The sequence below is a fragment of the Massilia phyllostachyos genome (assembly GCF_021044825.1).
Taxonomy (GTDB): domain Bacteria; phylum Pseudomonadota; class Gammaproteobacteria; order Burkholderiales; family Burkholderiaceae_D; genus Telluria; species Telluria phyllostachyos.
On sequence record NZ_JAJNOC010000001.1, the window covers coordinates 784,203 to 798,367 of the forward strand.

At 65.7% G+C, this 14,165-nt stretch carries 8 protein-coding genes and 1 tRNA gene; 4 read left to right on the forward strand and 5 right to left on the reverse strand.

The genetic code is table 11. The annotated features are described in order from the left end of the window. Nucleotides 1–139 precede the first annotated feature (139 nt). The 3 genes from pepN to LQ564_RS03390 all read left to right on the forward strand — a co-directional run bounded on the left by pepN (nucleotide 140) and on the right by LQ564_RS03390 (nucleotide 4,053). Nucleotides 140–2,785 (forward strand): aminopeptidase N, encoded by a 2,646-nt coding sequence (gene pepN, locus LQ564_RS03380; protein ID WP_231056661.1) that lies wholly within the window; start codon nucleotides 140–142, stop codon nucleotides 2,783–2,785. Nucleotides 2,786–2,882: 97 nt separating this feature from the next. Beyond that, nucleotides 2,883–3,884: a class 1 fructose-bisphosphatase gene (locus LQ564_RS03385; RefSeq protein WP_231056662.1), complete on the forward strand. Its 1,002-nt coding sequence runs from the start codon at nucleotides 2,883–2,885 to the stop codon at nucleotides 3,882–3,884. A gap of 93 nt (nucleotides 3,885–3,977) precedes the next feature. Further along, a tRNA-Thr gene (locus tag LQ564_RS03390) sits at nucleotides 3,978–4,053 on the forward strand. A gap of 56 nt (nucleotides 4,054–4,109) precedes the next feature. On the opposite strand, the gene LQ564_RS03395 is transcribed toward LQ564_RS03390, so the two are convergent. The 3 genes from LQ564_RS03395 to LQ564_RS03405 all read right to left on the reverse strand — a co-directional run bounded on the left by LQ564_RS03395 (nucleotide 4,110) and on the right by LQ564_RS03405 (nucleotide 8,066). Beyond that, complete coding sequence (locus tag LQ564_RS03395; RefSeq protein ID WP_231056663.1) at nucleotides 4,110–5,717, reverse strand: methyl-accepting chemotaxis protein; 1,608 nt, start codon at nucleotides 5,715–5,717, stop codon at nucleotides 4,110–4,112. Nucleotides 5,718–5,958: 241 nt separating this feature from the next. Beyond that, nucleotides 5,959–6,537 carry a DUF4214 domain-containing protein gene (locus LQ564_RS03400; RefSeq protein WP_231056664.1) on the reverse strand — a complete coding sequence of 193 codons (579 nt, stop codon included), beginning with the start codon at nucleotides 6,535–6,537 and terminating at the stop codon, nucleotides 5,959–5,961. Between the two features lie 362 nt (nucleotides 6,538–6,899). Continuing rightward, nucleotides 6,900–8,066: a DUF2325 domain-containing protein gene (locus tag LQ564_RS03405; RefSeq protein ID WP_231056665.1), complete on the reverse strand. Its 1,167-nt coding sequence runs from the start codon at nucleotides 8,064–8,066 to the stop codon at nucleotides 6,900–6,902. 455 nt (nucleotides 8,067–8,521) lie between these two features. On the opposite strand from LQ564_RS03405, the gene LQ564_RS03410 reads away from it, so the two are divergent. Continuing rightward, nucleotides 8,522–9,340, forward strand: a complete 819-nt coding sequence (locus tag LQ564_RS03410) for an ElaB/YgaM/YqjD family protein (protein ID WP_231056666.1) — start codon at nucleotides 8,522–8,524, stop codon at nucleotides 9,338–9,340. A gap of 185 nt (nucleotides 9,341–9,525) precedes the next feature. On the opposite strand, the gene LQ564_RS03415 is transcribed toward LQ564_RS03410, so the two are convergent. Both LQ564_RS03415 and LQ564_RS03420 read right to left on the reverse strand, forming a co-directional pair. Further along, nucleotides 9,526–12,636, reverse strand: a complete 3,111-nt coding sequence (locus LQ564_RS03415) for an efflux RND transporter permease subunit (RefSeq protein ID WP_231056667.1) — start codon at nucleotides 12,634–12,636, stop codon at nucleotides 9,526–9,528. A 13-nt stretch (nucleotides 12,637–12,649) separates the two neighbouring features. After that, the gene (locus LQ564_RS03420) at nucleotides 12,650–13,825 is read right to left on the reverse strand and encodes an efflux RND transporter periplasmic adaptor subunit (protein ID WP_231056668.1); all 1,176 of its coding nucleotides are present in this window, start codon (nucleotides 13,823–13,825) and stop codon (nucleotides 12,650–12,652) included. Nucleotides 13,826–14,165 lie beyond the last annotated feature (340 nt).

The window sequence follows — 14,165 nt, forward strand, 5'->3', positions numbered from 1 at the left end:
TCATCATTCTCGCAGAATAATTTACACGCGGTTACCACCGCCACATTCCGATACATGCCGAAACGGAGCAAGCGCCCGAAAATCTTGTTGGTAGAATAAGCACCTTCTCGATCCTTAACCTGCCTTCGCGGATTTTCCTATGCGCACCGACACGCCCCAGACGATCTACCGCAGCGACTACACCCCACCGAGCTACCTGGTGGACACCGTGGAACTCGGCTTCGACCTCGATCCCGCCCGCACCGTCGTCGCCAACCGGATGACGATCCGGCGCAATCCCGACAGCGCCCAGCGCGAGATCGAGCTGGTCGGCGAGGACATCGAACTGGTGGCGCTGCGCCTGAACGGCCGCCTGCTGGAAGAGCGCGACTACGCGATCAACGGCACCATGCTGACGATCCCGAACGCGCCCGAGGAAGCCACGCTCGAGATCGAGACCGTCTGCACGCCCGAGCTGAACACGACCCTGAGCGGCCTGTACACCTCGAACGGCAATTTCTTCACCCAGTGCGAGGCCGAGGGCTTCCGCCGCATCACCTACTTCCCGGACCGTCCCGACGTGATGGCCGTCTACACCGTGATGCTGCGTGCCGACAAGGAGCGCTACCCGGTGCTGCTCTCCAACGGCAACCTGGTCGAAGAAGGCGACCTGGGCGACGGCCGCCACTACGCCAAATGGGAAGACCCGTTCAAGAAACCGTCTTACCTGTTCGCCCTGGTCGCCGCACGCCTGGTGTGCCAGGAAGAAACCTTCCGCCTGGCCGACGGCCGCGACGCCCTGCTGCAGGTCTGGGTCGAAGAGGGCAACCTCGACAAGACCGACTACGCGATGCAGTCGCTCAAGCACAGCATCCGCTGGGACGAGGAACGCTACGGGCTGGAGCTCGACCTCGACCGCTTCATGATCGTCGCCACGGGCGACTTCAACATGGGCGCGATGGAAAACAAGGGCCTGAACATTTTCAACACCAAGTTCGTGCTGGCCAACCCGCGGGTGGCGACCGACATCGACTTCCAGGGCATCGAGGCGGTGGTGGCGCACGAGTATTTCCACAACTGGACCGGCAACCGCGTCACCTGCCGCGACTGGTTCCAGCTGTCGCTGAAAGAAGGCCTGACGGTGTTCCGCGACCAGGAATTCACCGCCGACATGATCGGCACCGAGTCCGGCCGCGCGGTCACCCGCATCGACCAGGTGCGCACCTTGCGCCAGGCCCAGTTCCCCGAGGACGCCGGCCCGATGGCGCACCCGGTGCGCCCCGACTCCTTCGTCGAGATCAACAATTTTTATACCGTCACGGTGTACGAGAAGGGCGCCGAAGTGGTGCGCATGTACCAGACCCTGCTCGGCCGCGACGGTTTCCGCAAGGGCATGGACCTGTATTTCCAGCGCCATGACGGCCAGGCCGTGACCTGCGACGACTTCCGCCTGGCGATGGCCGACGCCAACGGGTGCGACCTGAGCCAGTTCGAGCGCTGGTACGACCAGGCCGGCACCCCGGTGCTGCGCTTCGAGGCGCGCTACGATGAGGCCGCCCGCACCTACAGCATCACCCTGTTCCAGTCCTGCCCGCCGACGCCGGGCCAGCCGGAAAAACGTCCCTTCCATATCCCGGTAGCGGTCGGCCTGCTCGACCGCGAAGGCCGCGACATGCCGCTCACGCTGGACGGCAAGAATGCCGGCGCCACCGTCGTGCTGGAACTGACGCAGGCCGAGCAGACCTTCGTGTTCAGCAACGTCGCCGAGCAGCCGGTGCCCTCGGTGCTGCGCGACTTCTCGGCGCCGGTGATCCTGCAGCACGGCTACAGCGACAGCGACCTGCTGCACCTGTTCAGCTACGATTCGGATCCGGTCAACCGCTGGGAAGCCGGCCAGCGCCTGGCGATGGGCCGCCTCCTGAAGCTCACCGGCGAAGCGGCGGTGTCCGACCGCCTGAACCTGGACGACACCTTCATCGAAGCGATGCGCAAGATGCTGACGGACGACTCGCTCGACGCCGCCTTCCGCGAGCAGGCGCTGCTGCTGCCGACCGAGACCATGATCGCCGAGCAGCTCGCCGTGGTCGACCCGCTGGCCGTGCACATGGCGCGCCAGTTCATGCGCGCCAACATCGGCGCCCGCCTGCGCAGCGAACTGCTGGCCCAGTACGAGGCCAACCAGACCCCGGGCGCCTACAGCCCCGATGCCGTCTCAAGCGGCAAACGCGCGCTGAAGAACCTGGCGCTGTCCTACCTGAACGCCGCGCCCGACGAGGAAACCATCGCCCTGGCCCTGCGCCAGTGCCGGGAGGCGGACAACATGACCGACCGCGCGGCGAGCCTGAGCGCCCTGATCCACGCGCGCGCGCCGGAAGCGGACGCCGAACTGGCGCGCTTCTACGAGGAGTTCAAGGACGAGGCGCTGGTGGTCGACAAGTGGTTCGCGATGCAGGCCTCGGCCCCGACCACCGACATCGCCAAGGTGCGCGAACTGATGCGCCACCCGGCCTTCAACCTGCGCAACCCGAACCGCGCGCGCAGCCTGGTCGCGGCCTATTGCATGAACAACCCGGTCGAGTTCCACGCACCGAACGGCAGCGGCTACCTGTTCTGGGCCGAGCACGTGACCCTGCTCGACGCCCTCAACCCGCAGGTCGCCGCCCGCCTGGCCCGCGCCATGGACCGCTGGCGCCGCTACACCCCGGAGCTGCAGCAGCACATGAAGACCGCGCTGCAGCAGGTGGCCGGGCAGCAGCGCCTGTCGAACGACGTGCGCGAGATCGTCACCAAAGCGCTCGCCAACTAACGTAGGGTGGGCGGTCCCCCGCCCACGCGTTCAGACAGTGCGTGAGCAGACGCGTCCACCCACAACAACAAGATTCAAACCAAACCAAAGGAAGTCCATGAAACGCGTCAGTCTGACCCAATACCTGGTCGAGGAACAACGCCTCCGCCAGAACATCAACGCCGAGCTGCGCCTCCTGATCGAGGTCGTGGCCCGCGCCTGCAAGCGCATCAGCTATTCGGTCAGCAAGGGTGCGCTGGGCGAGGTGCTGGGCAGCGCCGACACCGAGAACATCCAGGGCGAAGTGCAGAAGAAGCTCGACGTGATCTCCAACGAAATCCTGTTGGAAGCGAACGAGTGGGGCGGCCACCTGGCGGCGATGGCGTCGGAAGAGATGGAAACCATCCGCAAGATCCCGAGCCGCTACCCGAAAGGCGAATTCCTCCTGATGTTCGACCCGCTGGACGGTTCCTCGAACATCGACGTCAACGTCTCGATCGGCACCATCTTCTCGGTGCTCAAGGCGCCGGAAGGCATGGTCGAGCCGACCGAACAGGACTTCCTGCAGCCCGGCACCCAGCAGGTGGCGGCCGGCTACGCGGTCTACGGCCCGCAGACCATGCTGGTGCTCACCACCGGCAACGGCGTGCACTGCTTCACGCTGGACCGCGAGCAAGGATCCTGGGTCCTCACCCAGAGCAATATGCAGATCCCGGAAACCACCAAGGAATTCGCGATCAACATGTCGAACAAGCGCCACTGGCACCCGCCGGTGCAGCGCTACGTCGATGAAATGCTGGCGGGTTCCACCGGCCCGCGCGGCAAGGATTTCAACATGCGCTGGATCGCCTCGATGGTGGCCGACGTGCACCGCATCCTGAACCGCGGCGGCGTCTTCATGTACCCGGCCGACCTGCGCGACCCGCAATCGCCGGGCAAGCTGCGCCTGATGTACGAAGCCAACCCGATGGCCATGATCGTCGAGCAGGCCGGCGGCGCCGCCACCGACGGGCGTGGCCGCATCATGGAAATCCAGCCGACCAAGCTGCACCAGCGCGTGCCGGTGTTCCTGGGCTCGAAGGCCGAAGTGGACCTGGTGACCGGCTATCACGCCGAATAAGCCGACTTTCCGGCGAAATTGCCGAGTCGGACTAGCAAGTTTGCGGACTTGTTTGCTAGAATACGGCTCTTCGTCCGGTTCGCCCGGCGTAGAGCCGCTGTAGCTCAGTCGGTAGAGCAGCGCATTCGTAATGCGAAGGTCACCAGTTCGATTCCGGTCAGCGGCACCAGAATACAGAAAAGCCCGTGTCCCCCTTCAGGGACACGGGCTTTTTCCATTGCTGGATCAGGCGGCGTGCAGGACCAATGCCCGTTCGCCCGACAAGCTGCCCGCGGCCACACGCTGCGCATCCACCCTGAAGTGCTGCACCAGCACCCCCAGCGCCTCCGCCCGGTCATTCAAGCCCTGCGCCGTCGCCGCCAGCTCCTCCACCAGCGCCGCATTGCTCTGCGTGATCTGGTCGATCTCGCTCACCGCCGCATAGGTCTGCTCGATGCCGGTCGACTGCTCGCGGCTGGCGCCTGCGATGTCGGTCACGAACTGCGCCACCTTGCCGATGCCGTCCACGATCTCGCCCATGGTCGCGCCGGCGTCGCGCGCGAGCTGGCCGCCGTCGCGGATTTCCTCGACCGAGGCCGTGATCAGATGCTTGATCTCGTGCGCCGCCGTGGCCGAGCGCTGCGCCAGGTTGCGCACCTCGCTTGCCACGACCGCGAAGCCGCGGCCCTGTTCGCCGGCGCGCGCCGCTTCGACCGCCGCGTTCAGCGCCAGGATATTGGTCTGGAAGGCGATGCCGTCGATGACGGAAATGATGTCGACGATCTTCGCCGACGTCTCCTCGATCGAGGCCATGCGCTCGACCAGCTGGCCGACCGCCTGGCCGCCGCGGCCGGCAATGCTGACGGTGCCGGCCGCCAGGTCGCTCGCCTCGCGCGCATTGTCGGCGTTCTGCTTCACGGTCGACGAGATTTCTTCCATCGACGCCGCGGTCTCCTCGATCGCACTGGCCTGCTGTTCCGTGCGGCTCGAGAGATCCAGGTTGCCGGTGGCGATCTCGCGTGCATGCTCGCCCAGGACGCCCGAGTCTTCGCGCACCTGGCGCACGATGCGGTTCAGCGAACCGTTCATGTCGGCCAGCGCGCGCAGCAGGTCGCCGGTCTCGCTGCGGTTGGCCTCGTCGACCTCGACTGTGCTGCTCAGGTCGCCTGAAGCGACGGTGCGCGCCAGGCCGACCGCCTGTTCCATCGGCGCCGTGATCGAACGCGCGGTGACATACGCGAAGGCGCCACCGGCCAGCAGCGTGAGGGCGGTCACAGCCACCATCAGGGTCAGCGCGCGATCGTAGGCTTCGGCGGCGATGTGCGCATCATCCACGCTCTTTTTCTTTTGCAGGGTAATGAACTCGCGGATGGTGTCCTGCCATTCGCCGGTGACCGGCCCGGCTTCCTTCAGCAGGTAGCTGATCGCGCCGGCGTCACCGGCCCGGCTCATCTCCATGAAGCGATCGTTCATCGGGAGTACCTTGTCCTGCAGCGCGCGGATCTTCGCAACGAAATCCCTGCCCGCTTCGTCGAGCGGCATTGCAGCGAGCCCTTTTACGGCCACATCGTATTTTTCGCGCGCGGCGGCAATCTTGGCGCTTTCGCGCGCGGCCGCATCCTGGTCCTGGAGCAGGGCGATCGAGCGGATGACACGCGCAACGACATGGACCGCGTCCGACATCTCTTCGAGGTGGTCGATCTTGGCGAGATTGGCCTGGACGATGTGGGTGGTGGCGTCGTTGGCGCGGCCGAGTTCATACATGCCGATGCCGGCGACGAGAACGACGGCGGCGAGGACGCTCGCAAAACCAAGGCGTAGCCGGGTGCGGATGGTGAGATGCGAGAATGTCATGGCAGTGATGTAGTTTAGTGGAAGAATTATTTTGTTTTGGAAATAATAGTGGACTCCTTGCCACAAGTCATCATTTTCGTCATTTTTTGTTGAAATACGACATTGTCAAAATCTCTTCACTCAAGCCATTTACAATCTATCCGCCCGCAAAAACGCCGTACATAAACTTTCTTTTCGGCAATTTCAGCAAAAAAAATGCCGCTAGTGTCAGCGGCATTTTTGCTCATGTGTTCCAGCAGTTTCAGGTCGTCGTAATAGAGGTATTGACGACGCCCACCAGCTCGGCCTTCTCTTCCGACGTCGCGAAGTAGTACAGCACCTCGCCGCGGTCCAGGGCGCCGCGATCCAGGTGGTTCGTCCAGAAGTCGACCTCATTCGCGCTGGCCGTGCGGTGCATCGCCACGTCGTACAGCTTGGTGACGAAGTCGTGGTTCGACAGCGAGCCGAAGTCGGCCTTGCCTTCCGCGCTGGCCATGAAGAAGTGCGCCAGCTGCATCAGCGACATGCCCTGTTCGGCCTTGTCGATCCAGAAGTTGATGCCGCCGGTGTCGGCGTTGCGGTCGAAGGCGGTGCTGTACAGCCGCACCAGGTCCGCGATCTCGCTCTTGTTGAAATCGACCGTGCCGGTCTGGCCCGCGTACTGCAGCAGCTCGACGTTGACGACGGTGTCGATGCCGTCCGCATCCGGCTTCAGGTGCGTCATCACCACCGCGCCATCCTTGATGCGCATGGTGTATTCGGCGCGGCTGGCGCCCATCAGACGGATGGTGTCGGTGCCGGCACCGCCGTCGATGTAATCGTTGCCGGCGCCGCCGAACACGATGGGGCGTCGGCAGGGAATGCGGCGGCGTCGCCATTGGAAAGCTGGAGCATGGGAAGGTGTCTCGGGAATGCTGTGATGACAGCTGGTTGACTGACGAGGCTAAACTTAGGTATTGCTATACGGAAAATGCTATACGTATAGTTAAGCGACCTCAACAACAAGCTGCCCCGATTTGAACAATTTCCCCTTTTTACGTATCGAGGAGATATTGAACTGTCGGGAATGCGCGACGCCGGGGCGATCGCATATTGAAGATCGCTATCGCTCAGTGTTCGCTGATAGGAGGTGGTGGCGGTAGATGGTGATGAAGTCACCATGCCGCTTTCAATAGCGGCATGTCACCTCGGCGATTTTTACTGTCAAACCTTTTCTGTCGCCACTTCCTGCAATCCCCGCACCAGGCTCGACACGCTCGGATTGTCGATGAAGATGCAGCGCTTGCCGGTGCGCTTGCAATGGTCCTTCACGCGCCAGTAGGCGTGGTGGCTGATGCAGCCGGTCTGGCAGATCACCAGGTCGGCCGCGGCCAGGCTGGCATCGAGCTGGCCGGCGCTGTCTTCCAGGCCGCCGTCGTGGTGGGCGAACTGGGCGCCGACCTTTTCGACCACGGTGCGGTAGACCGGCACGCTGCCGCTGCGTCCGCCGACGCACAGCACGCTGCGGTTGACCAGGCGGATCGGGATTTCCACTGGCGCCGCCGCCTCTTCCTCGGGCGCCGGGGCGACCGGCTCGGCGGCGGCGGCGGGGCGGGCCGCCTTCAGCGCCGCCAGCTGGGCCTTCAATGCAGCTTCCCGTTCTTCCATCTGCGCCAGCCGGTTCGCCAGGCGCTTGCGCTCGTCGAGTTCGGGCACTTCGGCTTCCAGGCGCGCCAGGGCGTGGCGCAATTGATAGATGTCGGTGTCCTTGGCGATGCCGGCGGCGCGCGCCTGCATCAGCTGCTGTTCGTGGCGCTCGGCCATCCCGGTCTTGTCCTGCTGCAGCGACTGGCAGCGCTGCTGGGTGCGCACCAGTTCGCGCATCAGGCGCGCGTTGTCGGCGACCAGCGCGTTGTACTTGTCCATGTCGGCGCGCACGCAGGCGCCGGCCTGGTGCTGGACCATGTGGATGTCGCGGCACATGCGCTGCTCGAGGCCGGCGTCGCAGCGCGCGTGGGTCAGGCCGGCCCAGAAGGCGCCGGGCACGTTGCCGGCGGCGACCGCCTTGTCCCACAGGGCGCCGACGTCCCCGGTGGTCTTGGCGGCGCGAAAACGGGCGATGTCGCCGGCGTAGCGCCGTTCCAGTTCCTTCTGCAGCGCTTCCGACAGCGGATTGCGCTGTGCGCATTCGCTGACCGCGCCGACGTGGATGTCGTAGTCGTCGTGCAGCAGCTTGCCGCCCGTGACCCGCTCGACCAGCTTGCGCAGGGCGCCGAGGGGCAGGGCCACGCCCACCAGCGGGCAGTGGCTGGTCGAGCTCAGTTCCCAGACGCGGCGGCGGCGCGAACCGGCGGCGCAGGATTCATGCAGGGAAGCGTGTTTGTCGCACATGCGCGTGTCCTTTCAAGGGCGGCCGGCTGGCCTCAATTGATAATGATTATCATTTGCATTGTAGCGTGGCTGAGAAAGGATGCAAGCGGATTCGCCAGGCGTGCGCAGCCCGGCAGCGGAGCTCTGTTAGTCAACGCACGGTCTTGACTGGCTGGGCATTGTATTTTTTGTATCGCGCCGCAGTTTTCCGACACTGCGCGCGATTCGGACCGCCACAGGCGACCGCTTCGGCAGCGACGGGATGGCCGTTTGCGCCAAGGGTGAAACTTTTGCGCTCGCTTCAGGTCACGACAACGAAGGCGTGACCTCAAGCAAGTGCCCAGGTGCCACATTGAGGTAGCGCATGCCAATCTCGTCCCTTCATTCTGTTTCGGGCGGAATCGAGGAAGAATGTGGTGGATAGTCGGGTAACAGTCTAACTTCGCGTTGGTCTACATTTTTACGAGGGATACATTATGGATAATCAGAAATCTACCGAGGGAAAAGGCAGCGACGCAAGCCGCGAGGGTCTGGGTTCGAACATCGGTAAAAGCCAGAATTCCGGCCTGAGCCAGGCCAGCAGCGCTTCGGGCAGCAGCCAGAGCGGCTCGTCGGGCAGCCTCGGCAGCGCCAACGCCTCGCCGAGCACCGCCAAGCCTGCCACCGGCAGCAGCAGCGGCTCGATCGGCGGCACCAGCAATGCCGGCAGCTCGCAAAGCTCGGGCAACCTGGGCAGCCAGCAGAGCGGCTCCAGCGCAGCAGGCAGCAGCGGCAACCTGGGCAGCACCAGCGGCGGCAACAGCGCGCTGGGCTCGTCGGGCAGCACCTCGGGCAGCAGCACCGGCAGCACCGGCTCGTCGTCGGGCAATAACCTGAGCAGCAGCCTGGGTTCCAGCTCGCAGCAGTCGGACAGCGGCGACCAGTCGTCGTCGCAAGGCGCCCAGAGCGGCATCAAGGCCGCCATGGCCAATGTGTCGCCGGACAAGCTGCACGAGAAGATCGACCAGGTCGCGCAAGGTGCGCAGCCGCTGGTCGACCGCCTGGTCAGCACCGCCCACGCCGGCGTCGACCGCATCAGCGGCATGCTGAGCGGCGCATCGGAAAGCATCGGCCAGCGCAAGGGCCAGCTGGGCGAGACCTACAGCGCCTATTCGGAAAAAGGCACCGAGTACGTCAAGACCAACCCGGGCACCGCCCTGCTGGTCGCCGGCGCCGTCGGCTTCCTGCTGGCCAAGCTGCTGAGCAGCTCGGACAGCGGCAGCAACCGCCGCTACTACCGCGACTATCGCGACTGATACGTTACGGCGTCAGCCAAATGAAAACCCCGGCAAGCTCGCGCTTGCCGGGGTTTTTTGTATGGTGGACAGCTCGATTTGCTCCACTGGACCAAATCACTCCGCGCGTTCAAACAGTGCGTGATCAGTATGGTTCGCATCCGTTCATGCGGGAGTTGAACGCGCGGACGGCAAAGCCGTCCACCCTACTTGACCGGCGCTGCTTCCTTTTCCGGAACATGCGCCGACTTGCGGCGCAGCTTGGCCATGCCGCGCTTCAGCAGGTGCTCGAAGTCGTCGATGTAGGTGAACACCGCAGGGACCACCAGCAGGCTCAGCAGCGTGGAGGTGATCAGCCCGCCGATCACCGCGATCGCCATCGGCGCGCGGAAGCTCGGGTCGCCCGACAGGCCGAGCGCAAGCGGCAGCATGCCGGCGCCCATGGCGATGGTGGTCATCACGATCGGGCGGCTCCGCTTGTGACAGGCGTCGACCAAGGCGTCGAAGCGGTTCATGCCCGCCTCGCGCGCCAGGATCGCGTAGTCCACCAGCAGGATCGAGTTCTTGGTCACGATCCCCATCAGCATGATCAGGCCGATCATGGTCGGCATCGAGAGCGCGCTGCTGGTCAGCAGCAGGGCCACGAAGGCGCCGCCGATCGACAGCGGCAGCGCAGCCAGGATCGTCACCGGCTGCATGAAGTCGTTAAACAACAGCACCAGCACGCCGTAGATGCACAGCACGCCGATCAGCATCGCCACGCCGAAGCTGGCGAACAGCGCCTGCATCTCCTGGGCGTCGCCCAGTTCCGCGATCTGCACGTTCGGCGGCAGGTTCTTGAACACGGGCAGGGCGCGCGCTTCCTCGTTCACCTGGCCCAGCGAACGTCCTTGCAGCTCGACGTCGAGGGTCACGTTGCGGGTGCGGTTCAGGCGGTCGATCTGGGCCGGGCCGCTTTCCATCGTGATGGTGGCGACGTTCGCCAGCAGCACCGGGCCGCGCGCGCCCGGCACCGTCAGGCGTCCCAGCGCATCGAGGTCGGCGCGCACGCTGTCGGGCAGCTTGACGCGGATCGGCACCTGGCGCTCGGACAGGTTCATCTTCGCCAGCGACAGGTCGTAGTCGCCGGCGGTGGCCACGCGCACCGTCTCGCCGATCGCGGCGGCGGTCACGCCCAGGTCCGCTGCGCGCGCGAAGTCGGGCCGCACGATGATCTCCGGGCGCACCAGCGAGGCGCTCGAGCTGACGTTGCCGATGCCCTGCAGGGTGCGCAGCTCGCGTTCGGCCTGGCGCGCGATGGTGGTCAAGGCCTGGGCGTCTTCGCTGCGCAGCACCAGCTGCATCTTGGTGCCGGTGTCGTTGGCGCCGACGTTGAAGCGCGCGCCCGGGATCTGCGACACGCGTTCGCGCAGGGCCTTCTCGATGCTCGAGAGACCCACGTCACGGTCATGGCGGTCGATGGTGGTCACGGTCAGCACCGCGCGGCGCGCTTCGGCCGCCGCGCCGGGCGCGAAGGCGTCGCCGCTGGAGCCCCCGCCGATCGAGCTGAACACGCTCTTCACGCCGGCCACCTGCATGGCAGCCTTGCGGGTCTGCTCGGCCACGGCATAGGTCTCGGCCAGCGTGGAACCCGGCGGCAGCTCGACCGTGATCAGGGTCTGGGAGCGGTCGGCCGGCGGCACGAAGCCGGTCGGCAGCAGCGGGACGAGGGCGATCGAGCCGACGAAGAACACGCCGGCCGCAATCGCCGTGGCCAGGCGGTGGCGCAGGCACCATTGCATCGCCTTCATGTAGCGCCGCATCAGCGGGCCGTCCTTCTCTTCGCCGTGGTGCTTCGAGGGCTTCAGGATGTAGGCCGCCATCATCGGCGTCAATAGACGCGCGACGACCAGCGAGGCCAGGATCGCCAGCACCGCAGTCCAGCCAAACTGCTTGAAGAATTTACCCGGGATGCCGCCCATGAAGGCGGTCGGCAGGAACACCGCGACCAGGGCAAAGGTGGTGGCGATCACCGCCATCCCGATCTCGTCGGCCGCCTCCAGCGCCGCCTGCATCGGGGTCTTCCCCATGCGCAGGTGGCGCGAGATGTTCTCGATCTCGACGATGGCGTCGTCGACCAGCACGCCGATGACCAGCGCCAGCGACAGCAGGGTCACCATGTTCAGCGTGTAGCCGAACAGGTACTGGCCGAGGAAGGCCGGAATCGCCGACAGCGGCAGGGCGGCGGCCGCCACCAGGGTGGCGCGCCAGTCGCGCAGGAACCACCACACCACCAGCACGGCCAGCACCGCGCCTTCGTACAGCATCTCCATCGAGGCGTCGAAGTTTTCCTCGACCGGCGCCGAGTTGTCGATCACCTCGCGCAGCACCACGTTCGGGTTCTCTTTCTGCAGCTGGGCCACGGCCGCGCGCGCGCCTTCGGCGATGTCGACCTCGCCCGCGCCGCGGGTGCGGAACACCTCGAAGCCGACCACCTTGCGGCCGTCCTGCAGCGCGATCGCGCGCGGCTCGGCCACGGTGTCGCTGACCTTCGCCACCTGGTCGAGGCGCACGTGGCGTCCATCGTTGAGCGGGATGTCCATCTGCGCCAGTTCCTGGGCCGAGCCGACGGTGGCGATGGTGCGCACCGACTGCTCGGCGCCGCTGACGTCGCCGCGTCCGCCCGGCGCCTCACGCTGCACGTTGCGCAGCTGGCGCGAGACATCCAGCGCCGAGACCTGCAGCGCCGCCATGCGCGCGTCGTCGAGCTCCACCCGCACTTCGCGGGTGACGCCGCCGACGCGTTTCACCGAACCCAGGCCCGGCACGCTCAAGAGGCGCTTGGAGACGTCGTTGTCGACGAACCAGCTCAGTTCCTGGTCGTCCATGCGTGCGCCCTTGGCCGCTTCCGCGGTGAAGGTCGCGACCACCCGGCCGGCGGTCGCCGCCTTGGTCACGCTCGGCTCGCGCATCTCGGGCGGCAGGTCGGCGCGCACCCGCGCCACCGCGTCGCGCACGTCGTTGACGGCTTCGGCGAGGTCCTTCTCGAGGATGAACTCGATGGTGATGGTGGCCACGCCGTCGAGCACCTTGGTATAGATGTTCTTGACGCCCTGCAGGGTCGCGACCGAGTCCTCGATCTTGCGCGCGACCTCGGTTTCCAGCTGGGCCGGCGCCGCGCCTTCCAGCGTGGCGGCGACGGTGACGATCGGCAGCTCGATGTCCGGGAAGTCCTGGATCTTGTTGGCCTTGAAGGCCAGCAGCCCAGCGAGCGTCAGCAGGGCGAACAGCATGATCGCCGGGATCGGGTTGCGGATCGATAGTGCGGAGAAGTTCATGGACGGTCTCCGCTCAGCGCGCGGCCTGGCGCTGGGCCGGGGCTGCGGCAGGCGCCGTAGCAGGGCGGACCGGATTTGGCACCTGTCGTACCAAATCCCCGTCGTTCAGGAAGCCGGCGCCGCTGATCACGATCGGGGTGTCGGCCGCGAGGCCGCCGGTGATCTCGACGCGCTCGCCCAGGCGGCGGCCGGTGGTGACCTTCAGCTGGCTCACGCGGCTGTCGCGGTTCAGGCGGAACACGTAGCTGAAACCGTCGCGCACGGCCACGGCCTGCTGCGGCACGGTGAGCGCCGTGGTGGCGCCGAATTCGAAGCGGCCGCTGGCGAACATGCCGGCCTTGAGCGGCGCGTTGGCCGACATCGACGGCGGCAGGTCGACGTAGACCAGGGCCAGGCGGGTCTGCGGGTCCACGGTCGGCGCCACGGTGCGCACCTTGCCCGTGATCTCGCTGCCGCTGGCGGCGCGCACGGTGGCGCGCATGCCCGGCTTGATGCGTCCCAGGTCGTTCGAGGTGATTTCGGCGCGCCACTCGAGGCGGCCCTGGCGGATCATGCGGAACATCTCGGTGCCCGGGCCGGTCACGGCGCCGACGGTCGCGCTGCGGGCCGAGATGATGCCGCTGTCGGGCGCCACCACGGTGGCCTGGCGCAGCCGCAGCTGCTGCTGGGCCAGGGTGGCCTGGGCCGAGCTCACGCGCGCTCGGGCGGTAGCCTCGGTGGTGAGGTACTGGGTGATCTGCTGCTCGCTGAACGCGCCCGTGTTGCGCAGCTTGCGCGCGCGGTCTGCATCGGCCTTGGCTGCGGCGGCGTTGGCCTGCGCTTCCTGCAGCACGGCGCGCGCCTGCTCGACGTCGGCGCGCACGGTGTCGCTGGCGAATACCGCCAGGGTCTCGCCCTTTTTCACGACGTCGCCGACGTTGACGCGCACCTCGCTCAGGCGCAGCCCGTTCGACTCGCTGCCGATTACCGCTTCCTGCCAGGCGGCGACGCTGCCGTTGGCGGTCAGGCCGACCGGCAGCGAGGCGGTCGAGGGCAGGCCGGTGGTGACGGTCAGCGCCGGCGTCGGCGCGGCCGGTTTTTCATCTTTCGCGCTGGCGCGTTCGGGAATGGTCAGGGCAAGGGCGAAGCACAAGGTCGCGCCGGCGGCAGCGACCACGGGAACAGGAGGTAGACGGCGGAAAGTCGGCATAGTGGTGGGCAGGCTACAAATCAGCGGTGAAGTGTATCGAAACTGCAATACGATACGCGTGCTGGGCGATATTTACCAGCACAGTTCACGCGGATGGAGGGGGTGCTCTACTGAGTTTTATCCTGCACTGGCAGCGAGTAGCAGGAAGAGGGTGATGTTGCCAGGAAAAAATGCCGCAATGCAGCAAAAGCATTTGAGCAATATCAAATGGAAACGCTTCCGGCACGAAACAAGCTACGTAGTTCTACTGTATTGCGGTGCACAAAAAACTGGGTTATATTGAACCTGTCTCCTCCAGTTTCTCCGAAATTGGATTATCGCCCGCCAGCCGCAAGGTTCG

Coding starts and splice junctions, on each gene's coding strand:
- LQ564_RS03420 (WP_231056668.1), bottom strand. CDS start 13,825: ATGCCGACTTTCCGCCGTCTACCTCCTGTTCCCGTGGTCGCTGCCGCC.
- LQ564_RS03385 (WP_231056662.1), top strand. CDS start 2,883: ATGAAACGCGTCAGTCTGACCCAATACCTGGTCGAGGAACAACGCCTC.
- pepN (WP_231056661.1), top strand. CDS start 140: ATGCGCACCGACACGCCCCAGACGATCTACCGCAGCGACTACACCCCA.
- LQ564_RS03410 (WP_231056666.1), top strand. CDS start 8,522: ATGGATAATCAGAAATCTACCGAGGGAAAAGGCAGCGACGCAAGCCGC.
- LQ564_RS03405 (WP_231056665.1), bottom strand. CDS start 8,066: ATGTGCGACAAACACGCTTCCCTGCATGAATCCTGCGCCGCCGGTTCG.
- LQ564_RS03395 (WP_231056663.1), bottom strand. CDS start 5,717: ATGACATTCTCGCATCTCACCATCCGCACCCGGCTACGCCTTGGTTTT.
- LQ564_RS03415 (WP_231056667.1), bottom strand. CDS start 12,636: ATGAACTTCTCCGCACTATCGATCCGCAACCCGATCCCGGCGATCATG.